Source organism: Methanococcoides burtonii DSM 6242 (assembly GCF_000013725.1).
Taxonomy (GTDB): domain Archaea; phylum Halobacteriota; class Methanosarcinia; order Methanosarcinales; family Methanosarcinaceae; genus Methanococcoides; species Methanococcoides burtonii.
The window spans coordinates 2,010,711-2,036,787 of the sequence record NC_007955.1; the positions used below are offsets into that span (position 1 = coordinate 2,010,711).

Sequence of the window (26,077 nt, forward strand, 5' to 3'; positions counted from 1 at the left end):
TGCAAACCCTTCATTAGTGGTCTTGAATATAAGCATACTTTATAATTTAAGTGCAATATAAGATTTATATTAACAATGAAGCTTTTTCAAGGCATTTGTATCTTAAAAAAACTATTTAATATCATTAAAATAGAATTCTAATTGTTTTAGTGCATTTAATTCCTAAAAACATGCTATTTGTGGTATAATGTAAATCGTAATAAAGTGCAGATCCGTCCAAAATCAGGTGGATGTAGGACAATTAATCATTTTCGTTTATGCTTATCTTTCAGAAATATTATATTTCCTCTTCCTTCTTTCCTTTTGTCAACCCAGCCCTTTTTCTCAAGATCGTTTAGCATCATACTAACTTTTCCTTCTGAATAATCGATCTTGCTTCGAAGGTCCTTTTGTGTCATACGGTCATCATTGGACTGGAGCATTTTCACAATTTTCTGCAGGTCTGAGGGTAGGTCCTTCATATCTTCAGGATATGTCATATTCTCATCTTCCGGTGGAACTTCTTCAACATGTTCAGGTGCTGAATATTCTGTTATTTCTATTTCCGGTTCAATGTAGTGCCTTTTTTTATCTTTTTTAGTATTTGATGTTATTTTCTCAATTGCTACCATCAGTATGATCGCAAGTAAAAGGTAGAAGACTATTGAAATGGTGCCAGCCTGTGTAGTTGGATGTTTCTCATTTTCGTCACTCTCCACAATGTCTGAATAAACAGGCATAAGCAAAAGATCGATCACATAGGTGCCATTGTCAGTTATGGTCAGTGGAACTTCTGTGGAATATTCAAGTTTGTTCTCTTTGTATGAAGTAGCTGTGATCTGATAATTTCCGGGAGGTAATTCTAATGAGTAGATGCCGTATTGTGGAACTATGGACTGGGTGGGCGTGGTGTTTATCTCAATATATGCATTGTCAGTTGGTTCGAAAGTGTCCCACTCATAAACCACTCCATGTATAGTGGCAGTGCTATCAGCGCCTGCTAATGGCATTGATGCCAGTATGATGGCTATCCAGAATATAATTGTGATGGGCTTCATTTTTTATTTAAATACTTTGACGTTTACCGATAAATAGATGGGGCATCCACTCCATCACAATTGTTCCATTCCCTTCCTCGTAAGTGTAGGTCCCGTTTCCGGATAGTGCTGCAAAGCCATCGCCTATGGCCTTAATATTAATACTCTGTCCGCGTACCATCACTATTGTGGATGTCCCGATGATATCCATTGTACCGTTCACATTACGGTAAGCCACAATTTTAGGGTTGATGTTGCCTTCTGTTGTATATTGTCCCTCTATGGAAAAGATCTTGTCATTATTCTCATCCATGATAGTGACCACTGCATTTTGAACTGAGAGTGTCATATCGATGTTCCCTGAAAGAACTGCAGTTCCATTTCCACTTGCATTCAGATATACATCGTCCTTTAGTTTAACCTGTCCAGGTTTCATTATTTGTTTGTCATTGAATATCTGTGGCAATAACTCATGAATAATTCGGAGTTCTTTAATTGCATTGAAAAGGTACTCTCTCTGTTCTGTACTAATGGTCTGGGAGTTTTCATTGTTTTGCGAAAGTTCATCCGAAAGGGCCTTGTGCATTTTAGCATTTTCGAGATGCTTGCGAAATTCTCCTATCCTATTGGTTAGTAAGTTAATATCCTCTCCTTCATTTTCCAGCCTCTCCACTTCTGTTTCGAAATAGTAAAGTGCACCTTCGGATCTTTCGATATCCCTGTCTATGATATTGACAATATCCTGATCATCTACAAAAAATAGTTTATTATGTTTATATGGTGGTTTATGTTCGCTATCAAATGGCCAGTAACTGTTGTCATGCCCTATGTCCGATGTGAACCAGATGGGTTTTACGACTTCGTGTTGTAAATTATCCTGTCTATCAGCACAACCGGAAGTCAGTAGTATGAATGTCAGTAAAGCCAATGTAATGCCTAATACCTTTTTCATTTTGATAATCCTCTTTCCCAGATAATGCGATCAATGACTATTTCCAGTTCTGCTATTGAAGATATAAACATACTTTATGAAGGGGATGTATTTTGTTTTTTCGTATAATGAAATATGCATTTTGTGAGCATCTTTAACTTCACAATCCTTTTTTTATCCTTCATTGATAAAAAGAGAGTTTAAATATGTATAAAATTCATTTTTATATCTGTATTATTTATTTATTCAATTTATATCTCTTTTATTCGTATTTATTAAGTTTCTTCGATGATCGATCAATATGATCTTATTCAAATCATTCTACACACAAAAATATCAATTTTTTGTATTATATTATAAATTTAAAGGCTTATTAATTCCAAATAAGCTTTTTAGAGTTTTAATAAGCTTATTTTTAAGAATTAAATGCTTTATATCACTTTTATCTGAAAGTATGCTTATATTCTCGACTGCCAGTGGATGTATTGTGAATACTCGGGTATTGCCGGGACACAGAGATGATAATATGAACAATAAAACATTGAAAACAGTTGGTTGCTTTGCAGCTATCCTGATGGTATTCAGTTTGTTTCCAACAGGTGCGCTTGCGGCAGAAGATAGTACAACAAAAGATCTCCCAATGATGAAATTCGGTGAAAAGAATAGGATGGGACATGGAATCGGTGGAGGATTTTTCTTTTCTGATGACCGTCCTGTATGTCCAGTGGAGTTCGAAAGTGAAGAAGATGCATTTGAGTTTCAAAAGGAACGCTTGATCACTTCTTTTGATAAAAGGATCGAAAGACTGGAAATTCTAAAAGAGAATCTCGATGAAATTGGTAATGACGAGATCACTGGGGAACTTATAGATGAGCACATAGTTCAGCTTGAAGACGCAAAGGAGCTCATATCTTCTGCCGAAGACAATGAAGAAATTAATGAAGTAATGGAATCATTGTCTCCTATTTTTGAAGACATGCCTGAAGTACTTAGAAGATCAAATGCCAAAATACATTTTCGTGGATCTATGAACGGTATGCATTCAAGGGGCATGGTTTCAGTTGAATAATGCTCTTCGGGCTTGAATTTAAAAATCTTTCAGTCAAAAAATGGGGCCGATAGCTCCATCTTTATTTTTGATTTTTGTTCTGCTGTTAAATAATGAATTGTTATAATGGTGCTTAATATGAAAAAAGGTCTGAAAAAATTGAACTCGGACCCAAGTTGAATGGATTTACAAACCTGATAAATTCAAAAATAGAGCTACTTGAAAACGAAATTGAACACAGTGATGATCGATTGGTCATTGAAGAAGCTGAGATCATGTCATTTGAGCTGCAAAATATTCGGAATGAAGCTATAGACAATTAAGACAAGGTACTATCTCTAAATAGTTAATGTTAATCACAAAAAATAAATACTCATTCCTTAGTATAATTATGCAGTTGGTTAAGTTCTGGGCAATTATATAGATTTCCAATTAATCCAGCTAAAAAAATTAAGTGATGGGTATGTATTATGGGAACAACAAATAAACTGAACGTTTTTATCAGCTATTCACATCAGGATGAACACCATATTAATTTGTTTAAAACTCACATTTCACCTCTTAAAACAAATGATTTAATAGAAGAATGGTATGATCGTGAAATAGTACCAGGTGAAGATTTTCAGAATCAAATTGATTGTAATTTAGATAATGCAGATATTATTTGTTTATTTATTTCAGCACATTTTCTTGCTTCAAAAAGTTGTATGGCAGAGAAAAAGAAGGCAATGGAGTTAAAGGATAATAATGGAATTTCGGTAGTTCCCATCATATTGTCTCCATGTGGTTGGTTAGATGATTCGGATATTTTAAAACCGTTGGCTATCCCTACTGATGGAATGCCAGTTTCAACTTTTCAAGATAGCAACAATGCATGGCAGAATGTTTACACAGGGCTAAAGAAAGTTGTTGATAAAAAACGTATAGTAAAGCAGTTAGTGGTGAAAAAAGAGTTTGAAAGTTGGATACAAGATGTAGCAATTTTGACAAAAGCACACTCTCAAAAAACAAATATTATTTTAGATGATATTTTTGTATGGCCAGAATTAGAGAAGTTCGATAGTTTCAATGACTATGAGAAAACAGTAAGTTCTGGCTATCTGTTAGATAACTTTCTTGGTTTTAGTAAAATCGTATTAGCCGGGGAAGATCAATCTGGCAAAACGACCATATGTAAAAAGATTTTTTCTGATTTGCGAAGTAAAAACTATGTTCCTGTATATGTCTCTGAAGATAAGATTTCTTCTCTTGGAAAAACAAGCAATAAAATTTCAAAATCATTTAGTGAACAATATCAAGATGCACATATAGATGAAATTGATAAAAATAAAATAATTCCAATAATTGACAATTTTCACCATGCAATTAATAAACAAAAGCATATTGAAAATTTATCTGAATATTCTCATTGCATCATTGTAGTTGATGATATTTTTGGCTTGAACATTAAAGATGAAACACTTATTTCTTCATTCATGAACTTTAGGATAAGGGAATTAAAACCATCTTTAAGATATGAGTTAGTTAAAAAATGGTTATGTCTGTCAGATAATAATTTAGACGATGACTATAAAAACATTGACAGTAGTACAGAACTAATCAACAATACTTTAGGGAAAAATATTGGCAAGGGGATTATGCCCGCATATCCATTTTTCATATTGTCTACTATTGTAACTTATGAAGCATTTTCAATGTCGCTTGATCAAGAAATAACTTCACAAGGGCACTGCTATCAGGCATTTATAGTTTATTATTTAATGAAACATGATGTAAAGAATGATGAGATTAACATTTACACGAATTTTTTAACTGAACTAGCTTTTTACATTTATGATAGAAAAAAGAAGGAATTATCTCCCGACGAATTTGCCGAATTTATGGAACTTTATTCTGAAACCTATAACCTTCCTATAAATGAAGATTCATTACTAGCAAATTTAACTGAAGTTGTATCTGCTGATGTTCTAAATAATTATTCATTTAGATATCAATATTTTTACTATTTCTTTGTTGCTAAATATCTTTCTGATAATATGGAAAATTCGAAAGTAATAGACGAAATTACTAATATAATAGATAATCTCCATGTAGACGAAAATGCGTATATTGCGATTTTTTTAACACATCACTCTAAAAATAGCACCATATTCAAAAAAATTGAAATGGTTGCATCATCTCTATTTGACAAGTATAAGCCTGCAAGATTGACAAAAAATGAAATGAAATTTTTTGATAAACAAGAGAACATAATCTTCGAACAGGTATTTCCATCTGGTAACACAAGACCTGAAAAGGAAAGAGCAGAAATACTGAATCAACAAGATGAATTGGAGCAGTACCAAGAGAATAATTTACAAGAAGAAGATGTCAATAATAATTCGTCTGATGTTGATTTGCGGCGAGCTCTTAAAACAGTAGAAGTTGTGGGTTGCATTATTAGAAATCATTCCGGTTCTTTGAAAAAAGCAGATCTTGAAAATTTACTATGCGTTGGCATGAATGTTCATTTGAGATTATTATCCAATTTATTTGAACTAATAAATAATGAAACCGAACAAGAAAAAATGGTTGATTTTATAGTAGAGAGGCTGAATCAGCTTGAAGATGACTTAGGACCTTATAAGATGCTAACTTCAAACGAAAAAAGGGATTATGCACACACCATTTTTTGGAACCTGAATTTCTTCATAGTATGTGGAATTATTCATAAAATTGTTCACTCATTGGGGTCTGATAAAGTTACTCAAATTGTGACAAATGTGTGTGATGAAATTAATACACCTGCCTCATCTTTGATTAAACATGGAGTCATGATGGTCTACAACAAGAATCTACAAATTGATGAATTTAGTAAAGGAATCCGAGATGATGATTTTTCGAAGGTTGCAAAGAAGGCCATTAAACTAATGGTTGCAAACCATTGCTCAGTTCACAAAATAGGGGCTCGTGAAAGGCAACGGATACAAAGTAAATTCGAGATACAGTCGATTAACTTGTTGCCAGAAGTTGTGCATAATCAATAATTTGATTCAAACATTTATAAATAAATTAGGATTTGTGGGATTAGGAATCAATTAAATACATTCTAATCCCCTCCATGTATTTTCAAATATCATTTAATATATTGGATTTAAATTTTCGTAGTTTTACATAACCATTTAAAATATTCTCTAAATCGGCCCCATGCTTTACCATGTACTCACCTCTTTTCATCTTCTCAAAGTCATTGGACTTTCTGGTCAAAAAATCTGTTGTTCCAGCATATTTCTATCTGGCCGATGAAAGTGGTTATAAGAACGTTTCTTCGAGATCTAAAATAGCTAATGAAAATGAAAATAAGGTTTCAAGTTCCAATTCTAATTTCCTTGTCAGCTTTGTGAATAAAATAATGAGAATTCCGATAAACCCCTCAAACAGAAGCAATATTTATAACCTATTACAATAATTTTGTATTATGTCCTTAACAAACTTTGCTTTTAAAGAAGAGTACAAACGTCTTGAAAATCTCGGTGACAAGCTCTCTGAAATTGAATCTCTCATCGATTGGAAACCATTTCGTCCAATTATAGCAGAGATGTATATCAATAAAACAGAGTTCGGTGGCAGACCAAACGTTGATGAAATCGTCATGCTCAAAATGTTAGTATTGCAACAATGGCATGGCCTATCTGACCCTGAACTTGAAAGACAAGCTACTGATAGAATTTCCTTTAGGAAATTCTTGGGCTTTCCTGCAAAAATTCCAGATCATACTACTGTTTGGGCATTTAGAGAACGAATTTCCCAGGCAGGAAAAGAAGATGAAATCTGGAATGAAATGCAAAGACAACTTAATAAGAAAGGTCTGAAGATCAAGCAAGGTATGATTCAGGATGCAACATTTATACATGCTGATCCAGGACATGCAAATCTTGATACTCCTCGTGGAAATGAAGCAAAGACCAGAAGATGTAAGGACGGTACATGGACAAAAAAGGCATCTAAGTCACATTTTGGATATAAACTACATACCATTGAAGATACCGAATATGATCTGATAAGGAGATATAGGACAACTACTGCCTCAGTTCATGATAGTCAGGTGGATCTTTCTGAAGAAGGCGAAGTTGTTTACAGAGATAGAGGTTACTTTGGTGCAATTTCAAAAGGATATGATGCAACTATGCAAAGGGGAGTACGAGGGCACCCTATTGGTATTAGGGATAAGATGAGAAACAAAAGAATAAGCAGGAAAAGAGCAAAGGGAGAAAGACCTTATGCTGTTATCAAAAATGTGTTTACGTCAGGATTTGTAAGAGTAACAACGTTGGCAAGAGTAAATGTCAAAATGGCGATTACAGCATTCAGCTATAATCTCTATCAATTGAGGACAATAAGAAGAAAATCATTAGGATGAATAGCGGTAGCTATTCAAAAAAGTTGGAAAGTATATAAATAGATACTAGCAAACTGCTGGAAATAGAGAGAAAAGCTCAAAATTTTAGCTGGAAATATTTGCTTTGAAAAAAATCAGCAGTTAATCGCAATTCTCTAATGTATTTCTTCTAACCACAACTTTCTGATTTTAAGAACATTTATGAAATATGAGCTCAATTCAATTTCTTATGAATCTGAATAACATTGACTGGAACGATGTCTGGAAAGAGCAGATGAGGCTTTATAATGAGGTCGAAGGAACTCTGGCTAAAGTCGATATCTGGGAAAGTAAGGAAAATGCCAGACGATATTGGGAAATGTCACAGAATAAGGGTGCTGGCCGCATTGAACAGACTTTAAGTGAGCTCGATCTGAAATCGGATTCTCGTGTTCTTGATATTGGTTCCGGCCCCGGTGCTCTTGCGATCCCTATCTCAAAACGTGTTCGGGAAGTGGTGGCAGTTGAACCCTCGGACGGGATGATGTCCGTATTGCAGGAAAATATCGAAGAGCTGGACATAAGCAACATCAATTGTATTCACAAAGGCTGGGAAGATATTAATATTGATGAACTTGGCGGGAAATTTGACCTAGTCATTGCTTCTTATTCGCTGAATGTACCTGATATAAGGCAAACGTTCGAAAAGATACAGTCGGTTTCCAGTGGGTCTGTTTATGTTTACTGGTTTGCAGGGGAAACATCCTGGGATGACCAATACCGTGCTATATGGCCTGCTCTGCATGATGAGGAATATTATAGTTCCCCTAAATGCAATGTCATGTACAATGTCCTTTATGGCATGGGTATATTTCCCAATATGGAGGTGTTCCCAATGCAGAGAAGTATGACCTTTTCTTCCATGGATGAAGCGGTTAAACACTATATTCCGCATTACAGGGCATATACTGATGACCAGGTCTCAATACTCGGGAAATATCTGAAAGAGATCCTTCCGGTCGATGAAGATGGTTCCATACTGCATCTTGGTGATACTATGCGGGTCAAGATGTGGTGGGACAATGCTTCCGATGATCACAAATAATTCAGGACAGATCGGGATGCATGTCTTTTTTGAAAAGGCTGTATTCCTTTGCCAGCATGACGAAGGTCACCAGAAAAGACAGTCCGTCAGATAACGGGAATGCCATCCATACGCCCTGAAGTTCAAAGAACCGAGGGAGTATCAGTACGAGAGGTATCAGGAAAAGCACCTGTCTGCTAATTGATAGGAAAAATGCTGGTTTTGCTTTTCCCAGTGTTTGATATATGGATGCTCCGACTATCTGGAATCCAACGAGGGGTAATGCGAGTGACATTATCCTCATTGCTGCTTTTCCTGCTTCTATCAGTTCTTGGTCAGTGGTGAATATGCTGAACAGTTGAGTTGGGAATATGAAGAGCAGCAAAAATCCTGCAATTGATACCAATGTAGTTATTTTCATTGCTAGTGCTGTCGAACTTATTACCCTTGCATAGTTCTTTGCACCATAATTGAATCCTACTATTGGTTGCAGACCCTGTACAATGCCTATCATTGGCATGAATGTGAACATGAACAATCTGTTAACTATGCCAAAAACTGCTATTGGAATATCTCCTCCGTAAACAGCAAGCACATTGTTTATCACGATAACCATGAGGCTGCCAGATGCACTTCTTGCAAATGAGGACGTTCCGATGGTGACCATCTCTTTCAGTATCTCGGGGTGGGGTACGAAATGCTTAATGTGGAAATTAAAACTGCTCATTCCCTTTGCGAAATAATATAAGAGGAAGAGAGCACTTACCACCTGTGAAATTACGGTTGCGATAGCTGCACCTTTTATTCCCATATTCAGTCCAAAGATGAATATGGGGTCAAGGATTATGTTCAACCCGGCCGATATTACCATTGTGAGCATGGCCACCCTTGCATTCCCTTCCGCGCGAACTATGTTATTGAGTGTCATGGAAAATGCAAAGAATATCGTGCCGTAGAGGATTATCTTTGTATAATCGTATGCAAAAGGCATGATAGTTTCTGTGGCACCGAACATTCTTAGCAGGGGCTCAATGTACACGATACCTAATATTGTCATAACAACGCTGAGCGCAAGTATGGCAGTTATAGCGTTTCCGAGTGCTATATCTGCACGTTCGTGGATCTTTGCACCTAGGCTTCTGGAGATAATGGACGCACTGCCTATGCCTATTGTGAGTGCTATTCCCATGATTATCATCTGAATCGGGAATGCAATGGTTATACCTGCAATTCCCTGTACACTTTCCGGGCCAAGTGCCTGCCCTACGAAAATAGTATCCACAAGACTATAGAGAGCTTGAACTATCATTCCAATGGTCGCAGGCAGTGAAAGTTTAAAAAGGACCTTTTTAATGCTATCTTCCGATAACATTCTGGCTCTCTCGTTCATAGATATATCCTCAGAAGTCTGGGGATGAAATGAAAACACCTTATAAAACAGTTCCGTATTTATCTTTTTAATGTGAGTTTTAGAAGGGTGAGTTTATCAGGTAGATATTTGTATCCTCCAATTATCTCTGAGTTTGAAGGTTTTGTTCTTTCCGTGTTTGTATCAGAAAATTGGACAGTTATACACTGATATTGGATCTATGTCAACTGGAAATTCAAGGTTATCTTAATAGTATAATACTATACTACATCAATAATATCAGGGAGTTGTTCAACTTTATATCTATGGGTGATAAAACAATTTCCTCAATAGATAATGTCAGATTTCCGAAAAACAATGAAAATTCATATCATTTCCCTGATATTTCAAGTCTGTGGCCAACTCTGCACCTTTTGAATAGTTCTACACTGGTCTCTGTCTCTGGTGCTTTAAGGATCTATATTGCTTTCCTCTTACTGCAGTTGCAATGCAATATCCTTTCCTGTATAGGTGGCGGACTGGTTGTATATTCAGTCTACACCCTTGATCGTGCACTTGATTCTGAAGAAGATGCAGTTAACCGGTCTGAGCTTACCGGGGCAAGAAGGGATATTGCACTATTTGTGTCACTGCTTACATTCCTGATGGGTGCTTATTTCTTGTTCCGTGACGGTTTATTGCTTCTTGCTTTTTTGCCTTTGATGACCGGTTTCCTTTACAGTAAAGGTATCAAGGTAGGAAAACACCATCTCAAGCTCAAAGGCGGTCTCGGGGTGAAGAATCTGGTCGTTGGTACAACATGGGGTGCATTTATTGCTGGTATTGCAGGCTGGTATGCAGAAAGCATGTTGCCCGTGTTTGGTGTATTCCTCTATTTTGGTATCAAGCTTTTCGTAAACTCTTCTGTGTATGATTTCAAAGATATCAAAGGCGATGCCCTGGCAGGAATAAAGACGCTTCCTGTAAGCCTTGGTGAACAAAGGACACGTGATATACTTCTGAGCATTCACTTATTCTCTCATTCACTGTTGTCTATCTTGATAATAACCGGTCTTGTTGCCTACGAACCGATGGTATTAGTATACAGTTTTGTCTCAGGTCTTGTTTGTATCGATCGATTTGCAGCACCAGTTGAAAATGAGTCAAAGAACAGGTTGTACAAACGGCTGTTCGTTGTTGATGGCGAATCTAGTATGATCGTAGGTCTAAGGACTATTATAGGGGTTTGATAGTGTGGATCGAAGGTTAAAGAGATATAATCTCTTTTGCTTTTTCTTTGTAATGTCCAAATAGTTCTTTTCCCCATTTGATGGCAGCATTGTCATTTCCTATCAGATCGTTTTGCGGGTCATATGCTCCGTTCTTGAAAAATAATGACATGGAAAAGAACCGGTCTGTCACAACGAAAGCAACCTTTGCTTCATCGATCAGGTAAAGCTTTGTATTTTCAGAGTTCATATATGTTTCCAGTGCATCTTTGTATTCGTTCTTTACTTTTTCGAAAACATTTTTTGTCAAAACAAGAGCTGTAGGGATATTGCTTTCGGTGAGGCTGACAAAGAATTCCGGATATCTTGGGATGAATATTGTGGATACTCCATATATCTCGCTTGAGTCTGCGATGTTGCCAAGGAAATTCTTATGTGAGTCATATATGTTCTCCAGGCCTTCCTGATGAACAGAGCATTCACCAAGGGCACTTATTTTATCAAGAAGCTTTTGTGGTATCCCTTCAAGTGTATGTTCTTTCCAGAACGTTTCGTTCTTTTCGATGGCAAAAAGAGTGGATATCAATGGTTTTAGATGTCCTGATGCAACTCTTCCGATAGGGGTTATGTAGTATTTTTTCCCATCTTTATATATAAAGTTCGAAGCTTCCATCTCTTTTATTCTAGGTGATATTTCTGGAGAGCTTACATTGAAATGTTCCCTTATTTCTGATAATGTTCGGGGTTCTTCTTCTATAAAAAAAAGAAGATCTTTTCGTTTTTCTGAAAATGTAAGGACGCTTAACAATCCACTTGATTTCATTTTCATCAGCTCCATAGTTTTGGTGTAACTATTCTATTTATAATTTTGGAAACACCTTTTAAATATTTATTGTTACATGCGTGGGTATTTTTAAGCTTCTTCACTCTTTTTTTCTAAGTTTTGATGGTCTCCACTCGATAAGTTTGTACCAATAATTCACACTCTCCGTTTCACCACATATACAATTAAAAATTATCTAATTACGATTGTAAATATGTGACGATAGCTCGAAAGGAATAATGGGTTCTATAAAAAAGTATGTGTGCAAAAACGCACACATAGGCGGTGATCAGTGAAGGAAGTGTCTCATTCCAGTGAACACCATTGATATGTTCAGACGATTTGCAGTAGCTATGACCTCGTCATCACGGATGGAACCGCCCGGTGAAAGTATGTATCTTATCTTGCTTTCATCAGAATAGATTATACTGTCATCGAATGGGAAGAAAGCATCAGAAGCCATAACCGCTTCTGAAAGTATGGATTGCCAGTATTCTTCGAAGCTCATGTCTGGTTTTTCCCTTTCGTAGATTATCTCAAGGTTCTCTTTTGCTTTTGTTGCTGCAAGTTTACGTATGGAATCAACACGGTTTGGCTGTCCTGCTCCCATTGCTATCATAACGTAGCATCCGTCCTTGTATTCGTATGCAAGTGTCACGGAATTGGATTTTGTACTCTTGCAGGCGCAAATACAGAATTCGGACAGTCCGCGTTTCTCTTCAGGGTACGCAGTTTCAGTAACACAGTCCCACTTCTCGTAAAGCCCGATGTTCCTTGTCTGTTTCAGCATTCCACCGATCACATATTTGTATGTGGTCTCGGTATCAAATGCTTCGTTGAACTGTGGCAATTCAAGAAGGCGCAGATTTGAGCTCTTATCTTCCAGATATTCAAGGGCATCATGCTCGAATCCTGGTGCGAGTATGATCTCCACGAACTTACCCTTAAGGAACTCTGCGGATTCAAGGTCGAAAACGGTATTGGTGCAGATTATACTACCAAATGCTGATACAGGGTCACCATCCCATGCATGCTCCAAAGCTTCGCAAAGAGTGTTACCGGTTGCCAGTCCGCATGGGTTATTGTGTTTGACAATGGCAACTGCGGGATTCCTGTTCCCTACCTCTTTGATGGTCTGGAGGGCATTGTCCGCATCTACATAGTTGTTGTATGAAAGTTCCTTTCCATGCAATTGCTTTGCATTTGAAAGTGCAGGACCAACAATTGTCTCATCCTTATAGAATGTAGCATCCTGGTGCCAGTTCTCTCCATATCTGAGCTTTGTACCCTCAGTGAAGTTCATACGCAGGACATCTTCATCGAGAAGGGTCTTGCTCAGGTACGTATCAATATTGCTGTCATAATTTGCAGTGTACCTGAATACTTTGACCGCAAGTTTCTCGCGGGTGGTGTCAGAGACTGTGCCGGATGATCTCAATTCCTTGAGGATCTCTCCATAATCTTCAGGGTCTGATACTACTGTTACAGATTTGTAGTTCTTAGCGGCAGAACGAAGTAAGGTTGGTCCTCCGATATCGATGTTCTCGATCGCTTCGTCAAGGTTCACACCTTCTTTCGAGACTGTTATCTCAAAGGGGTACAGATTGACAGCTACCAGATCGATAAGCTTAATAGATTCCTTCTCAGCTTCTCCCATATGTTCGGGATCTCCTCTCATACACAGCAATCCGCCGTGTATTTTTGGGTGGAGTGTTTTTACACGCCCTCCCATCATTTCAGGAAATCCGGTAACTTCTGAGACGTCGATCGTCTCAATACCCGCATCGCGAAGCATCTTCGCAGTTCCGCCAGTCGATATAATCTCTATGTTCAGTTGCTCTAGTCCCCGTGCGAAATCCACGATTCCAGTCTTGTCTGAGACGCTTAGCAGTGCCCTTTTTACCAAAAAATCACCAACTTAGATTGTTATATATGTTGTATAAATGTTCTGGTTGGCCATTATGACCGTCAATTCCAAAGTTCATCCAAATTTCACCACGGGGCAGATCTCAACACAAGCACCACAATGAATACATTTGCTGCTTATGATCGCCTTGCCGTCCTCGATGGTGATGCAGTTTTTAGGACATTTTCCTACACAGACTCCACAACCCATGCATTTCAAAGATCGTCTTACAGCCCTTTCGATCCGGGTCATGAACTCTCTTGCATCGTTTTCATCATTACCTCTTGCAGTGACTGTGCCTGATGCGAATATTTGTGCACGGTCATCTTCGTGATTTACAGAGGCAACACCTTCAATATAAGCAACTTTGCCTGCAGCACGGAGCACTCCGGTGGTCTCCAGAAGTTCCATATCTAATGCAATGCCGAAACTGCCTTCCGCTGACATTCCGCCTTCGCGGCATGGTCTGTATCCTGAGGTTACGCTGAATTTCAGCTCACCTTTAACATCACTCTTTGGTATGATATTGATTCCCTTTTCCTCTGCTACTTTTGCAATAGCCGGTGGCAGGGTCTGCCATCTCCATAATCCGTGCTCTACCCACTCTTTCGAAAGTCCCATCTTCTCTGCATATTCAAGCAGATGGTCATTAAGACGTTTTACCAGTTCCGGATGTGTTTCTTTCAGCCTGAACAGGTCTGACAATGAGGACGATGGGCATAACCAGCATCCTATGCGGTCGAATCCCCTCTCGTACATTACATTATAGGGTACACCGGTCTTGAAGATATAGAGCCAGACATGCATTGCTGTCCAGTCCTGTATGGGTGACGCTCCGATCTGGTTGCCTACCCACGGGTTCTTCCAGACACGTTCACTGTTGGCCCTTGCAGCGGACTCGTACTTTCTCTGCCCGATAAAAGTAAGGCATCCATCTTCATAATTGTCATTGATTATCTGTGAGATCGGTCCAAGTTTACATACCTTGCAACACCAGCGTGCTTCCACTGACGGGGGTCCGAAGTCCCCTACAGATTCCCAGAAAGCTTCTCCTACGTCCTTTGTCCTAAGGGGACGCTGATAATGTTCCACTATTTCCTTCACATTCTCTATGGTCTCAGGGAACTCAAGTCCTGTATCCGCGAAAAGGAGTTCGTAATCATCAAGGCACTCACTGACAAGCTGTAATACTGCAAGACTGTCCTTTCCTCCTGAATAGGATACGCTTACAGGTCGGTTCACAGTTTTACTAGTATGCTTGATGAATTGGTGTGCTTTATCTTCGAAGTGTTCAAGTATCTTGGAATTTGCGTTGACCGCATCATCCCATTTCTGTCCGCCTTCGGGCACATCTATCCTTTCAGGTTTGCCTTTCCATCTGTTCTTGACGCCAACACCCTTTTTGTGTTCGATCATGTCTGGACCGCTCATGCGTGCTCTTCCGACTGCAATGATCTCGCCTTCGGGGGTAAGTACAACTGTCTCGTCAGACACCTGTATCTGTGGGTCGGCATCTATGATCCCCGGAACCAGTACGCTTGCTCCTTTCAGGATAAAACTGACTGCACCACTATCGAGCACTACCCAGCCCTTCATTTCTTTCAGGTCCTTTCCTTCAAAAAGGCGTCTTGCACCGGCCAGTCTTGGCAGGAGTACCCACTTCAGACTATCCATTTCAAAACGGAAACTTGCAAGGACCTCTCCATCAACGATTATTTCTTCCATCCTGTCATCGTAGGGTGCTTTGTTTAGTACAGCTAAGTGCCCTTCCGGTATCAGGGGTGCATTGAACTGTTCCAATGAGACCGCATTTATATTGTCTATATCATATTGGAATGCTGGCCGGATGTCACCAGGAGGCGTAACTTCCACTTTCGTAGTTGTATTGCCGCAACTGCATTTTTTCCCGAGTACAGGCACATTACAGTCTTTACACCAGTGCAGAAGCATTTTTCCCAGATATACAGGTTTTGACATTGTAGATGGACACTAAAAGAATACATAAATAGGTGTTGGGTGTTAGGATAATTAGAAAAATTTGGAAGCAAGAGTGGACTTGGTCGTGCAGAACTGTGTGAAATTACAATGTTCGCAGATCTTCCCTTCCTTACGTTCGGGCAGATATCCGTCCTTTATTTTGTCAACGCGGTCGCGTATCTTAAGCACCTGTCTCCTGTCTTCAGGTCTGACTTTCACTTTTCGTATCTTTCCTTCCTTTGCATATTCCACAAAGCCGAATTCAACAGTTTCTCCAACGTTTTCCTCTACCAGCATTGAAAGGGCTGCAATATGTAGTCTATCGTTCCCCCAAACGCCTTTTTCCGGACATTTTCCTGTTCTGATAGTGAGCGGCACCATCTTTTCGTTATATTGTACTATAGCAGAAGGAATGCCTGTCAGTTTCAATCTTTCGGAGTGAAGCACCGGTTCTGTTCGATGGTGTACTATACTTTGTATGACTTCATCTTTATTGCTTTTGATAATTGCATCTGAAATATTTGTTGCAATATCATCGAGTAAGTCAAAGACATTTTTTTGAGCAGTTTCTATCACATTAAATTGGACATTTTTCAACTCAGTAGAATAGATAAAATCAAGTTCGTCCTTCACACGTTTAAATTCGGCACTAAGTTCTTCTAAAATACTTTCTTTTGTGGGCTTAGCTTTTTTGACAACATCTGCATATCCCATAGCAAGTTCCTTTAACATCATGTGTTCAATATATCCTGAACTGATGTTTGGCATAAGCGTCTGCTCTCTGTATGTATAATATACTTGTCTGGGACACTTTAAGTACAGAAGAAGTTCTGATACATTAGCATGTAATTTCAGATCTGCAATGGACATAGTTTATATCAGATTATCGGCATTTTATAAATAGTTGAACCTTATCATAAGTTTTATTCGACAATTGTCGAACGGCGGTTCGGTACCTATATATATGTGACACTCATCTAGTTTATTGAAGCATGACCAAAGATATGGCCAATGAAAATATTCGTCAGCGTCTAGCTGAAAAAATGGCAGGCGAGATCACCTTGTCCGAGAAACCTGGTGAGGCTCTGAAAAAATGGAGACTTAATTTCGAAATTGCTCAGACTGATCTCTCAGGCTATCTGAAAGTATCTCCTTCTGTCATTAGTGATTATGAAAGTGGACGGCGAAAGTCTCCAGGAACCCTTATTGTCAGCAAGATAGTCGCTGCTCTTTTGGATATCGATACTTCAAAGGGCGGACAGAAGATACACAGCTACGAAGGCATGCTTTATGCTGATCCGGGCGCTAAGGCAGTTTATGCTACATATGAATATACATATCCTATACAGCTTGCCAAACTTGCAACCCTGATAGAAGCGGATGTTGTGAACAAAGGCGTGGAAAAACCACTTTACGGTTTTACGGTAGTAGATAGTAAGAAGGCTATTCTTGAGCTTTCTTCCCATGAGTTCCAGAAACTCTATGGGTGGAGTACCGAACGTGCATTGATATTCACCAAGGTGTCCACTGGAAAATCGCCAATGGTAGCGATTCGTGTGACGAATCTTAAACCGGGAGCGGTTGTTATCCATGGAATCCGTGGTGGTCAGGTCGATCCGATGGCAAAAAAAATGGCTGAGATCGATAGGATACCACTTCTCGCAACTACGATGGACATTGATGAGCTGGTCGAAGTGCTGAAAAAGTACAGCCAGTATCATGTGATAGAATAATGATTGCCTTGAGAACGATTTTGAAAAACTTGAACATATAAACAGGTGAATGATTTATGAGTGTAGGAATTGTTTCTTACGGTGCTTATATCCCTAAATTCAGGATAAAAGTAGAAGATATTGCCCGCGTATGGGGAGATGATGCGGATATTCTCAGTGCAGGTCTGATGGTATATGAAAAATCAGTTCCTGACCTGGATGAGGATACTGCGACCATTGCAGTAGAAGCTGCAAGGTCTGCAGTTTTACGCAACAATATTGATGCTAAGCGTATAGGGGCCGTTTATACGGGTTCTGAGAGTCACCCTTATGCTGTAAAACCCACCAGTACGATCGTTGCTGAAGCCATTGAAGCAACTCCTGTGCTGACTGCTGCGGATTTCGAGTTTGCATGTAAGGCAGGTACTGCCGCTATGCAGGCATGTATGGGACTGGTCGGTAGTGGAATGGTGGACCTTGGGATGGCCATAGGTGCCGATGTATCTCAGGGCGCTCCGGGAGATGCACTGGAATATACTGCAGCAGCAGGGGGGGTGTCCTATATTATCGGTAACAAGGAATCTGAGATGATAGCAGTTATCGAAGACACATTCTCATTTACCACTGATACTCCTGACTTCTGGAGACGTGAAGGTATGCCATATCCGGAACACGGCGGCAGGTTCACAGGCGAGCCTGGATATTTCAAGCATGTGACCGGGGCTGCAAACGGTCTTATGGAAAAGATGGGCACAAAACCTTCTGATTATGACTATGCTGTTTTCCACCAGCCAAATGGAAAATTCCCTTCAAGGGTGGCAAAGATGCTGGGCTTCACTAAAGAGCAGATCAAGCCTGGTCTGGTAGTTCCATGGCTTGGGAACACATATTCCGGTTCATGTATGATGGGTATTGCCGCAACACTCGACCAGGCAAAACCGGGTGACAGGATATTTGCAACGGCATTCGGTTCCGGTGCAGGCGGAGATGCGTTCAGTTTCAGAGTGACCGACAAGATCGATGAGGTCCGTGATGCTGCGCCAAAGGTCCTAGATCTTTTGAAAGATCCTGTCTATATGGATTATGCAATGTATGCCAAACACAAAGGTAAGATAAGGCTTGCATGAGGGTGTTGATATGAGAGACGTAGCAATTATTGGTGTTAAGAACACAAATTTCGGTGAGATGTGGGATCGATCCTTCAGGGACATCGTTGTCGAAGCAGGTGTCGGAGCGATTGAGGATTCTGGTATCTCCGGTGAAAAACTGGATGGTATGTACGTTGGTAACATGAGCGGAGGACAGTTTGTAGAACAGGAGCACATTGGTGCCCTGATAGCTGATTATTCCGGTCTTTCCTTAGACCTTCACATTCCATCCACACGTGTCGAGGCAGCATGTGCTTCAGGCGGTCTTGCGTTCAGGCAGGCTGTAATGGCAGTAGCTTCCGGTCACGAGGACCTTGTGATGGCAGCAGGCGTGGAAAAGATGACCGATGTTTCAGCAACGGCAGCTTCAGCAGCACTGGCAGCAGCAGCAGACCGCGAATGGGAAGGCATCATGGGTGCGACATTCCCGGGTCTTTATGCAATGATAGCAAAGATGCACATGCATCAGTACGGTACCACAAGTGAACAGCTTGCGGCAGTTGCTGTGAAGAACCACCAGAATGGATCAATGAACCCTATTGCACAGTACAAGAGTCGTATCACCATAGACAATGTCCTTAATTCTATCATGGTGGCTGACCCATTGCACATATTCGATTGTTCACCTATCACAGACGGTGCATCAGCATTGGTACTTGCTCCTGCGGATATCGCACACGAGTACACTGACACTCCTATCTATGTGAAGGCGACAGCACAGGCAAGCGATACAATTGCTTTGCATGACCGCCGTGACATCACAACGCTGGATGCATCCGTAGTTGCAGGAAAGCGTGCTTATGAGATGGCGAAGATGACCCCTGCGGACATCGATCTTGTGGAAGTTCACGACTGTTTCACGATTGCAGAGATATGTGCTATCGAAGACCTTGGCTTTGTAAAGAAAGGTCTGGGCGGTAAGATGACCGAAGATGGTGAGACTGCTATTGGCGGAAAGATCCCTGTGAACACTTCCGGTGGCCTGAAAGCATGTGGTCATCCGGTCGGTGCTACTGGTATCAAACAGCTCGTAGAGGTCACACAGCAACTTCGTGGGGATTCAGGTCCTCGTCAGGTTGATGGCGCAGAGGTTGGAATGACCCATAATGTCGGAGGTTCCGGCGCGACAGCAGTTGTAAACATCTTAGCGAGGAAGAGGTGATTGGAATGTCTGTAGCAAGATTCTGGAGAAAGCAGATCAACAGGTACAATATTGTGGGAACACACTGCAAGACCTGTGATACACACTATTATCCACCACGAAATGTTTGTCCGAAATGCAGACGTCATGGAGATATCGAGGCTTACAAGTTCGCTGGTCCGGGCAAGGTGGTGACCTACACCATTATTCACACTGCAGCAGAAGGATTTGAAATGCAGGCACCATATGCGCTTGCCATTATCGAACTGGATGAAGGTCCAAGGTTCACAAGTCAGGTGGTTTGTGATCCAAAGGAAGTTTCCATTGGTATGTGGGTCAAGCCTGTGTTCAGAAAGCTCGGTGAGAGCGGTGACAAGGGTATAATCTATTACGGAACGAAGTACGTCCCGGATAATGATCGAAATTGAAATCAAAGTGCGCGCCGAACATGCCCTTGTAAAGGACAGGGTAATAAAGCTCGGTGCGCAAAAAGTTCGTACGGAAGATCACGTTGATGTGTACTACAATTCACCTCATCGTGATTTTGCCAAAACGGACGAAGCATTGAGGTTGCGTAGTGTCGATGGTGGCACACGCATGACCTATAAGGGCAAGAAGCTCGATGAGGTTTCCAAGACGCGAGAGGAATTTGAGACTCCGGTGGATGGTGTGGCCGCCCGGGGCATCCTCAATGCACTTGGTTTTTTTGAGTCAGGTGTCGTGAAAAAGACGCGTGATATTTACAAATTCGACGAAATAACGATCTGTTTTGATAATGTCGAAGGTCTCGGCGAATTCGTGGAAGTTGAACTTGTTGCGGATTCGGACATTGAAGCTCATAGGGAACGGTTGTTCGAGTTCCTTGAAAGCATGGGCATAAAAAAAGAGGATTCCATCAGGACATCCTATCTTGAGATGCTGATGGATTGAGTTAATTTTGTTAAAGGGGGAAGTCCCCCTCATTTTTTCAGTGTATGCAGGTACCTGGATTTGTTTCCTTTTCCGGCTGCAAAAGGATGGCATTATCCGCAGCATCCACTCCAGCAAGTACCATTCCATTGGATTCGACACCGCAAAGTTTTGCAGGTGCAAGGTTGGTGAGGACAGCGACCTGTTTTCCTATAAGCTGTTCAGGCTCATGGGATTCTTTTAAGCCGGCAACTATCTGGCGTGTTTCCTCTTCCCCCAGGTCCACCTGAAGTTTTAGCAATTTCTTTGATTTTTTGATAGCTTCAGCGGATACGATGGTTCCAATGCGTATATCCAGTTTTGAGAAATCGTCGAATGTGATCAAATCTTTCATCTCCTCTATTTCTTTTACTTCTTCTACTTCTTCTGTGCCATTTTCCTTTGCAATTGCTTCCTTTACTCTTGCAGCAGATATGGCTTCCATCTCTTCGGTCTTCTCATCTTCTATCTTCTCAAAGAGGATGGATGGTTTTTCAAGTGTGGTTCCACTCTTTACGAGTTCAGTGGCTTCCATATAATTTGTTTCATGGACGTCTGTTTCCATGCCTATCTGTTTCCATGCCTCTTCCATCTTTTCCGGAAGTATGGGTTCAAAGAGCAGACAGAGTGCTTTTGTGATCTGGGCACAGTTCTTGACAATTTCTCCACATGCTTCCTTGTTCTCTTTTATGAGCTTCCAGGGTTCATTCGACTGGAAATATGTGTTTCCGTATGAAGCAAGTGCCATTACAGTGTCCGCATATTTCTTGAACTCGTAGTTCTCCATGGCCTCTTTTGCATTTTCAATGGTCGTGTTGATCTCGTCAAGGATGTCCTGTTTTACCTCTCCTTCCGGTATCTCTCCAAAGTTCTTATGTGTGAACAGCAGTGTCCTGTACAGGAAGTTCCCGAAAACACCTACGAGTTCGGTGTTTACCTTGTCCTGGAACACTTTCCATGAGAAATTGAGCTCCTTTGTATGTGATGTATAACTTGCAAGATAGTAGCGTAGCAGGTCCTGGTGGAATCCGTGGTCAAGGTAATCCTCGTCCACCCAGACAACATATCCGCGGCTCTTGGAGAATGTCCTGTCCTCGATCTTTACCATTCCTGAAGCGACGACTGCATCCGGCTGATTGTATCCGGCACCTTTGAGCATTGCAGGCCAGAAGATGCAGTGGTGGTAGATGATATCCCCTCCGATGAAGTGGATGATACTTCCGTCATCTTTCCAGAACTTCTCCCAGCTCTCATTATTTGCTTCTGCCCATTCTTCTGTAAATGCGATGTATCCGATAGGTGCATCCACCCAGACGTAGACCACAAGGTCCTCATGTCCCGGGAATTTGATTCCCCAATCGAGACTCCTTGTGATGCACCAGTCTGTAAGTTCCTGCTTTACCCAGCCGAGGGCATAATTTCTTGCATTGAGTGTTCCGCCAAGCCCTTCAAGATATTCCAAAAGGAAATCCTTGAACTGTGAAAGCTTGAAGAAGAAATGCTCTTGTTGTTTATATTCAGCAGGTCCGTTGCATGTGGTACAGGCGGGATGTTCAAGTTCTCCCGGTTCAAGATGCTTTCCACAACCCTGGTCGCATTCGTCTCCTCTTGCTTCTTTTTTGCAGTGAGGGCATGTTCCTTTTACGTACCTGTCCGGAAGGGAACGGTCGCAGGAAGGGCAGTATGCTATCTCGATGGTCTTTGGGTAAACATAACCGTTCTCTATGAGTTTGCTCACTATCTCGGTTGTACGGTTATGGTTGGTGGGGTCATCTGTGGTGCCGAATGCATCGAGCATGACCCCCATTTTCTTGAAGATCTCATCGAAGTGTTTGTGATATACCTTTATGATCTCGGTAGGCGTCGTTTTAAGTTCCTCTGCATTGAACACTATGGGAGTTCCGTGTGTATCGGAACCACAAACGAATGTGACTTCCTGTCCTGTCTTTTTTAAGGACCTTGTGAATATGTCTGCGGGAACATAGGTGCGTAAATGGCCTACATGCGCCTTTCCATTGGCATAAGGCAGTCCGCATGTGACAAGAACTGGTTTCTCTGATGGGAATTTGGACATTATTGGTCTCCATGATCATTAGTTTTCTTTTGCATAGTGTGCAATCGTAAAATATATTTCGCTTATATGTGTCCATAAGAGAAGCTTTTTGAATGGTCAGGTACAATTTACAATATATATTAGGGGTGTTGGATGAGCTATAACACAGATCCAGAAAATGAGAATGAGGATAAAAATGAGCTTATGGAAGAGCTCCTTGAGGAATCCATATTGGTTACTCCCGATCTTGGTGCATTGGAATATTCGCCGGAGCCTGAATATACGGAGATACTGGACAATGTGCATGAACAAGGAGGTTCTGTGGACAATGTGGTTGTAGAAACTTCCGAACCCTTGGATGCTGGTCCTGTGAAGAAGGTCCCTTACGTGGATGTGGGGGATAAAAGGGTTCCATATGGAAATGAACCGATGTCATCCAGGGAACTGCCCCGGTACGCACCTCCTGAAAAGAAGGACCGCAAATGGCAATATATTGCGGTCATCTCAGTGCTGATGTTAATTATAGGCGGCAGTTTCGCAGTTATCTATATGTCATTTGGTGGGGACATCTATACTACCGACGATAAGGTTGCAGTTATATATGTGCAGGGGTTTATGCTGACCGGAAACCTCCCCTCTGGCTTTGGTTATGCTACTTCTGAAGATGTCTGTAACAGTCTGCGTAAAGCAACCGATGATGATAGTGTAAAAGCTATAGTACTTAGGGTGAATAGTGGCGGTGGTTCTCCTGTAGCTGCAGAAGAGATCGTCACTGAGATCAAGAGGGTGCAGGATATGGGTGTCCCTGTGGTAATCTCCATGGGTGATGTGGCTGCAAGTGCTGCATATTACATCTCTGCACCTGCTGATCTCATTGTTGCAAATCCTTCCACTACCACTGGAAGTATCGGTGTTATCAGTGTCTATACCAATAGGTCTGAGTTCTATGATGAAGAAGGTATTGAGTTCTATGTCTCCAAATTAGGTTCATTCAAGGATGTGGGTGGTGACTGGAGGGGACTTACCTCAGAAGAGAAAGAATATGTGGACAATGTCGTGCTTGATGTCTATGATCTGTTCATTACAAGTGTTGCAGAAAACCGTAATATGACAAAAAGTGAGGTAAAGGACATCGCAGATGGTCGTATCTATATTGGTAAGGAAGCGCAGAAGATTGGTCTTGTGGACGAGCTTGGTAATTTCTATGATGCCATTGATGCAGCGGCTGAACTTGGTGGTATAGAGGGTGAACATTTGGTGTACTATATCAACAAACCATCTCTTTCAAGCATACTGTTCGGTTCGGAAGAAACGATGTCCTCACAGGCTGCAGAGCAGTTAGCGAGTTATTATACTGAAAGTCCGGTGGGATATTTGATCGAATGATGTAAGTTCGTCTCTGGGGGATATGGGTGTTGGATGATATTCTGTTCGGAACGTTCCTTTTTGGTGCGTTTGGTGCTCTATTGCTGGTTTATATATCCAAGGATGTGGCTATTCCTGAATTCCGTCCTCTTTATGATATTTCTGACATGCAAAGAGAAGCTCGCAGACATCGCAAGCATATAGGGAAACTGAGTCTGACATCGACTTTTTGCAGGATTGGTTGAAGACTGCTTCGTTATCTGATGATGCACAGGTTCTTACCAGTGTATTGGAAAGTTATCTGGCAGAAGTAGAAACGGAAAGGGTCCGTCTGCATGTTCTGGAAAATAGATCCAGAATGGGCAGGTCCTCTCACGTGGACTCGGATTCTTTTTTTATATTGTTCTGGGTGGTGTTTTTGGAACGCTTCTTTCCGGTCAGGTGGATATTACGTTCGTTTCTGAGGGTGAATCTAATTATTTGCAATCATTTGTCATTGGTGCTACCTGGACAAGTTATCTTTCTTCTATCGACATCCGTTCCACTCAAAAGAGAGCAGGTGAACAAACTGCAGGATGATTTTTCACGTGATATGGAGCAATATAAGAGACCTCTAATCTCAGATATTCGAAATGGCGAACAGGGTGAATGCTGATGTGGAAGAAGGGTCAAACTATGAGCTCCTTTGGTCTGCAGTTTCAGAAAAGCTTGGTATTACTGACTTAAGTTCGTTGATGAACTGGATGAGGCAAAACAGTCCATCGATAATGATGTAAAAGGTCTCCTTTGAGACCTTTGAACCTTTCAGCCCATTTTTGTAAATTCCCATCCCAGATGTTCTTTGATGATGGTGTAGGCCATCTGTGGCGGAAATGCACCTACCTCTGTTATTATCATGTCAATGTATTCTGCAGGGGTTATGTCGAATGCGGGATTTTTTACCTTCACATTTGGCATTCCTGCAAGGATATCAGAATCGATGACCTCTTCAGGTGATCTTTCTTCAATATCGATCATGTCTCCTTGAATAGTCTTCGGGCTGAACTTGAACGTCTCTGCCACGCACAAGAGGTTCTTCCTTGCTTCATTTGCGGCAAGTGCAAGCTGGGATGTACCCACTTTGTTCACAAGTGCGCCGTTGATGGTTATTGCATCCGCGCCTACTATTACGGTGTCAACATCCTTCATGCAATATCTTACTGCAGAATCCACTATCAGCGTGGTTGGGATGCCATGATCGTTAAGTTCCTTTATGGTAATGAGTCCCTGCCTTCTTGGTCTTGATTCGGTGGCAATGACGGATATGTCCTTACCCTGTTCAAAAGCGGTTGTTATGACCGAAAGGGCAGCATGGGAATTGCAGTGTGTCATTATGACATCGCCGTCGTGTATCCTCTTTGCACCGATCTCCCCCATCTTCTCAAGGGCCTGGCCTGCCTGTTCCAGGAACCTGTCAGCGTTACGGAGGATCTCTTCTCTTGCTTCTGAGACTTCGGTTGCAGTGTGGCGCTTTGTAAGCTGAACTGCATTTGGGAGGGATACTGCTGTGGGTCTGGTCTGGATCAATATATTGGCAGCTTCATCGACCTTTTTATTAAAGTCTTTGATGTTCGTCACCTTTATTCTTAGCACATAATCACGAAGTGCTGCTGATGCTGCCTCAGCTATTCTTCCGGCTCCCCTTATTTCCATCGTGCGAATCTTTTCCGCTGTATCAAGTAATTGCTGCATGTCAATGTATTTGAAGTGAAGGCATTTATATGTATTCACTTTTATTCACTTTACACCACTTCCGATGCCTGTATCCGTTTTCCGATGTAGTAGGGGATTCTCAGTAACAATGCGTAGTGTATCCATCTCAAAAGGTATGGGTGGTAGCTCTTGTCATATATTGCCAGGTACATTCAAGGTCGAGTGCCAGATTCACACTAAAAAATGTGATGCCAAGCAATTTTGCTTCTTCAACTTAATCCTTTGTATCCTTGAGATAT

At 41.0% G+C, this 26,077-nt stretch carries 24 protein-coding genes; 15 read left to right on the forward strand and 9 right to left on the reverse strand.

From position 1 onward, the window contains the following. Nucleotides 1-245: 245 nt before the first annotated feature. Together MBUR_RS09920 and MBUR_RS09925 are read right to left on the reverse strand one after the other, a co-directional pair. The gene (locus tag MBUR_RS09920) at nt 246-1,037 is read right to left on the reverse strand and encodes a DUF7343 domain-containing protein (protein WP_011499943.1); all 792 of its coding nucleotides are present in this window, start codon (nt 1,035-1,037) and stop codon (nt 246-248) included. 7 nt (nt 1,038-1,044) lie between these two features. After that, nucleotides 1,045-1,968 carry a hypothetical protein gene (locus MBUR_RS09925; protein ID WP_011499944.1) on the reverse strand — a complete coding sequence of 308 codons (924 nt, stop codon included), beginning with the start codon at nt 1,966-1,968 and terminating at the stop codon, nt 1,045-1,047. 505 nt (nt 1,969-2,473) lie between these two features. Here MBUR_RS09925 and MBUR_RS09930 point away from each other — a divergent pair. From MBUR_RS09930 to MBUR_RS09945, 5 genes are all read left to right on the forward strand, one after another. Then, nucleotides 2,474-3,016, forward strand: a complete 543-nt coding sequence (locus MBUR_RS09930) for a hypothetical protein (RefSeq protein WP_048063364.1) — start codon at nt 2,474-2,476, stop codon at nt 3,014-3,016. A 155-nt stretch (nt 3,017-3,171) separates the two neighbouring features. After that, the gene (locus tag MBUR_RS13905) at nt 3,172-3,318 is read left to right on the forward strand and encodes a hypothetical protein (protein ID WP_157196708.1); all 147 of its coding nucleotides are present in this window, start codon (nt 3,172-3,174) and stop codon (nt 3,316-3,318) included. Nucleotides 3,319-3,465: 147 nt separating this feature from the next. Next, a complete protein-coding gene (locus MBUR_RS09935) occupies nt 3,466-6,021 on the forward strand; it encodes a TIR domain-containing protein (protein ID WP_011499946.1) in 2,556 nt (851 codons plus the stop codon). Nucleotides 6,022-6,452: 431 nt separating this feature from the next. Then, nucleotides 6,453-7,394 carry an IS5-like element ISMbu1 family transposase gene (locus MBUR_RS09940; RefSeq protein WP_011498312.1) on the forward strand — a complete coding sequence of 314 codons (942 nt, stop codon included), beginning with the start codon at nt 6,453-6,455 and terminating at the stop codon, nt 7,392-7,394. A 208-nt stretch (nt 7,395-7,602) separates the two neighbouring features. After that, entirely contained in the window at nt 7,603-8,457 is an 855-nt protein-coding gene (locus MBUR_RS09945) for a class I SAM-dependent methyltransferase (RefSeq protein WP_048063365.1), read from the forward strand. A gap of 1 nt (nt 8,458) precedes the next feature. Here MBUR_RS09945 and MBUR_RS09950 read toward each other — a convergent pair whose 3' ends face one another. Next, nucleotides 8,459-9,826 carry an MATE family efflux transporter gene (locus tag MBUR_RS09950; RefSeq protein ID WP_011499948.1) on the reverse strand — a complete coding sequence of 456 codons (1,368 nt, stop codon included), beginning with the start codon at nt 9,824-9,826 and terminating at the stop codon, nt 8,459-8,461. Between the two features lie 284 nt (nt 9,827-10,110). Here MBUR_RS09950 and MBUR_RS09955 point away from each other — a divergent pair, with 284 nt between their 5' ends. Then, nucleotides 10,111-11,034 (forward strand): UbiA family prenyltransferase, encoded by a 924-nt coding sequence (locus MBUR_RS09955; RefSeq protein ID WP_011499949.1) that lies wholly within the window; start codon nt 10,111-10,113, stop codon nt 11,032-11,034. Between the two features lie 16 nt (nt 11,035-11,050). Here the strand turns inward: MBUR_RS09955 and MBUR_RS09960 are convergent, their stop codons facing one another. From MBUR_RS09960 to MBUR_RS09975, 4 genes are all read right to left on the reverse strand, one after another. Then, nucleotides 11,051-11,836, reverse strand: a complete 786-nt coding sequence (locus tag MBUR_RS09960) for a helix-turn-helix transcriptional regulator (protein WP_011499950.1) — start codon at nt 11,834-11,836, stop codon at nt 11,051-11,053. A gap of 289 nt (nt 11,837-12,125) precedes the next feature. After that, a complete protein-coding gene (purH, locus tag MBUR_RS09965; protein WP_011499951.1) occupies nt 12,126-13,742 on the reverse strand; it encodes a bifunctional phosphoribosylaminoimidazolecarboxamide formyltransferase/IMP cyclohydrolase in 1,617 nt (538 codons plus the stop codon). Nucleotides 13,743-13,817: 75 nt separating this feature from the next. Beyond that, nucleotides 13,818-15,719: a phosphoadenosine phosphosulfate reductase family protein gene (locus MBUR_RS09970; RefSeq protein WP_011499952.1), complete on the reverse strand. Its 1,902-nt coding sequence runs from the start codon at nt 15,717-15,719 to the stop codon at nt 13,818-13,820. A gap of 51 nt (nt 15,720-15,770) precedes the next feature. Continuing rightward, on the reverse strand, nt 15,771-16,589 hold the full coding sequence (locus MBUR_RS09975) for a CRISPR-associated protein Cas4 (RefSeq protein WP_011499953.1): 819 nt from the start codon (nt 16,587-16,589) through the stop codon (nt 15,771-15,773). A 122-nt stretch (nt 16,590-16,711) separates the two neighbouring features. On the opposite strand from MBUR_RS09975, the gene MBUR_RS09980 reads away from it, so the two are divergent. From MBUR_RS09980 to cyaB, 5 genes are read left to right on the forward strand one after another with little or no spacing between them, the layout of a single operon-like run. Beyond that, nucleotides 16,712-17,452 (forward strand): helix-turn-helix domain-containing protein, encoded by a 741-nt coding sequence (locus tag MBUR_RS09980; RefSeq protein WP_011499954.1) that lies wholly within the window; start codon nt 16,712-16,714, stop codon nt 17,450-17,452. Nucleotides 17,453-17,508: 56 nt separating this feature from the next. Then, on the forward strand, nt 17,509-18,558 hold the full coding sequence (locus MBUR_RS09985) for a hydroxymethylglutaryl-CoA synthase (RefSeq protein ID WP_011499955.1): 1,050 nt from the start codon (nt 17,509-17,511) through the stop codon (nt 18,556-18,558). A gap of 10 nt (nt 18,559-18,568) precedes the next feature. After that, entirely contained in the window at nt 18,569-19,741 is a 1,173-nt protein-coding gene (locus MBUR_RS09990; RefSeq protein WP_011499956.1) for a thiolase domain-containing protein, read from the forward strand. A 5-nt stretch (nt 19,742-19,746) separates the two neighbouring features. After that, a complete protein-coding gene (locus MBUR_RS09995) occupies nt 19,747-20,148 on the forward strand; it encodes a Zn-ribbon domain-containing OB-fold protein (protein ID WP_011499957.1) in 402 nt (133 codons plus the stop codon). Next, on the forward strand, nt 20,135-20,650 hold the full coding sequence (gene cyaB, locus MBUR_RS10000) for a class IV adenylate cyclase (RefSeq protein ID WP_011499958.1): 516 nt from the start codon (nt 20,135-20,137) through the stop codon (nt 20,648-20,650). The genes MBUR_RS09995 and cyaB overlap by 14 nt, the downstream gene beginning before the upstream one ends. Before the next feature lie 37 nt (nt 20,651-20,687). On the opposite strand, the gene metG is transcribed toward cyaB, so the two are convergent. After that, nucleotides 20,688-22,742 carry a methionine--tRNA ligase gene (gene metG, locus MBUR_RS10005; protein WP_011499959.1) on the reverse strand — a complete coding sequence of 685 codons (2,055 nt, stop codon included), beginning with the start codon at nt 22,740-22,742 and terminating at the stop codon, nt 20,688-20,690. A gap of 132 nt (nt 22,743-22,874) precedes the next feature. Between metG and sppA the strand changes: the two genes are divergently transcribed. The 4 genes from sppA (at nt 22,875) to MBUR_RS13915 (ending at nt 24,862) form a co-directional block, all read left to right on the forward strand. Continuing rightward, on the forward strand, nt 22,875-24,107 hold the full coding sequence (gene sppA / locus MBUR_RS10010) for a signal peptide peptidase SppA (RefSeq protein WP_011499960.1): 1,233 nt from the start codon (nt 22,875-22,877) through the stop codon (nt 24,105-24,107). A gap of 29 nt (nt 24,108-24,136) precedes the next feature. Beyond that, nucleotides 24,137-24,331: a hypothetical protein gene (locus MBUR_RS10015; RefSeq protein WP_157196709.1), complete on the forward strand. Its 195-nt coding sequence runs from the start codon at nt 24,137-24,139 to the stop codon at nt 24,329-24,331. A gap of 196 nt (nt 24,332-24,527) precedes the next feature. Next, nucleotides 24,528-24,665, forward strand: coding sequence for a hypothetical protein (locus tag MBUR_RS13910; RefSeq protein ID WP_157196710.1), 138 nt, complete (start codon nt 24,528-24,530; stop codon nt 24,663-24,665). 53 nt (nt 24,666-24,718) lie between these two features. Beyond that, entirely contained in the window at nt 24,719-24,862 is a 144-nt protein-coding gene (locus tag MBUR_RS13915; RefSeq protein ID WP_157196711.1) for a hypothetical protein, read from the forward strand. A gap of 28 nt (nt 24,863-24,890) precedes the next feature. Here the strand turns inward: MBUR_RS13915 and MBUR_RS10025 are convergent, their stop codons facing one another. Further along, nucleotides 24,891-25,817, reverse strand: coding sequence for a ribose 1,5-bisphosphate isomerase (locus MBUR_RS10025; protein WP_048063643.1), 927 nt, complete (start codon nt 25,815-25,817; stop codon nt 24,891-24,893). Nucleotides 25,818-26,077 lie beyond the last annotated feature (260 nt).

Bases quoted from the DNA above. Each gene is read 5' to 3' on its own strand.
- MBUR_RS09920 (WP_011499943.1), bottom strand. From the start codon at position 1,037: ATGAAGCCCATCACAATTATATTCTGGATAGCCATCATACTGGCATCA.
- MBUR_RS09925 (WP_011499944.1), bottom strand. From the start codon at position 1,968: ATGAAAAAGGTATTAGGCATTACATTGGCTTTACTGACATTCATACTA.
- MBUR_RS09930 (WP_048063364.1), top strand. From the start codon at position 2,474: ATGAACAATAAAACATTGAAAACAGTTGGTTGCTTTGCAGCTATCCTG.
- MBUR_RS09935 (WP_011499946.1), top strand. From the start codon at position 3,466: ATGGGAACAACAAATAAACTGAACGTTTTTATCAGCTATTCACATCAG.
- MBUR_RS09940 (WP_011498312.1), top strand. From the start codon at position 6,453: ATGTCCTTAACAAACTTTGCTTTTAAAGAAGAGTACAAACGTCTTGAA.
- MBUR_RS09945 (WP_048063365.1), top strand. From the start codon at position 7,603: ATGAATCTGAATAACATTGACTGGAACGATGTCTGGAAAGAGCAGATG.
- MBUR_RS09950 (WP_011499948.1), bottom strand. From the start codon at position 9,826: ATGAACGAGAGAGCCAGAATGTTATCGGAAGATAGCATTAAAAAGGTC.
- MBUR_RS09955 (WP_011499949.1), top strand. From the start codon at position 10,111: ATGGGTGATAAAACAATTTCCTCAATAGATAATGTCAGATTTCCGAAA.
- MBUR_RS09960 (WP_011499950.1), bottom strand. From the start codon at position 11,836: ATGAAATCAAGTGGATTGTTAAGCGTCCTTACATTTTCAGAAAAACGA.
- MBUR_RS09970 (WP_011499952.1), bottom strand. From the start codon at position 15,719: ATGTCAAAACCTGTATATCTGGGAAAAATGCTTCTGCACTGGTGTAAA.
- MBUR_RS09975 (WP_011499953.1), bottom strand. From the start codon at position 16,589: ATGTCCATTGCAGATCTGAAATTACATGCTAATGTATCAGAACTTCTT.
- MBUR_RS09980 (WP_011499954.1), top strand. From the start codon at position 16,712: ATGACCAAAGATATGGCCAATGAAAATATTCGTCAGCGTCTAGCTGAA.
- MBUR_RS09985 (WP_011499955.1), top strand. From the start codon at position 17,509: ATGAGTGTAGGAATTGTTTCTTACGGTGCTTATATCCCTAAATTCAGG.
- MBUR_RS09990 (WP_011499956.1), top strand. From the start codon at position 18,569: ATGAGAGACGTAGCAATTATTGGTGTTAAGAACACAAATTTCGGTGAG.
- MBUR_RS09995 (WP_011499957.1), top strand. From the start codon at position 19,747: ATGTCTGTAGCAAGATTCTGGAGAAAGCAGATCAACAGGTACAATATT.
- cyaB (WP_011499958.1), top strand. From the start codon at position 20,135: ATGATCGAAATTGAAATCAAAGTGCGCGCCGAACATGCCCTTGTAAAG.
- metG (WP_011499959.1), bottom strand. From the start codon at position 22,742: ATGTCCAAATTCCCATCAGAGAAACCAGTTCTTGTCACATGCGGACTG.
- sppA (WP_011499960.1), top strand. From the start codon at position 22,875: ATGAGCTATAACACAGATCCAGAAAATGAGAATGAGGATAAAAATGAG.
- MBUR_RS13915 (WP_157196711.1), top strand. From the start codon at position 24,719: ATGGCGAACAGGGTGAATGCTGATGTGGAAGAAGGGTCAAACTATGAG.
- MBUR_RS10025 (WP_048063643.1), bottom strand. From the start codon at position 25,817: ATGCAGCAATTACTTGATACAGCGGAAAAGATTCGCACGATGGAAATA.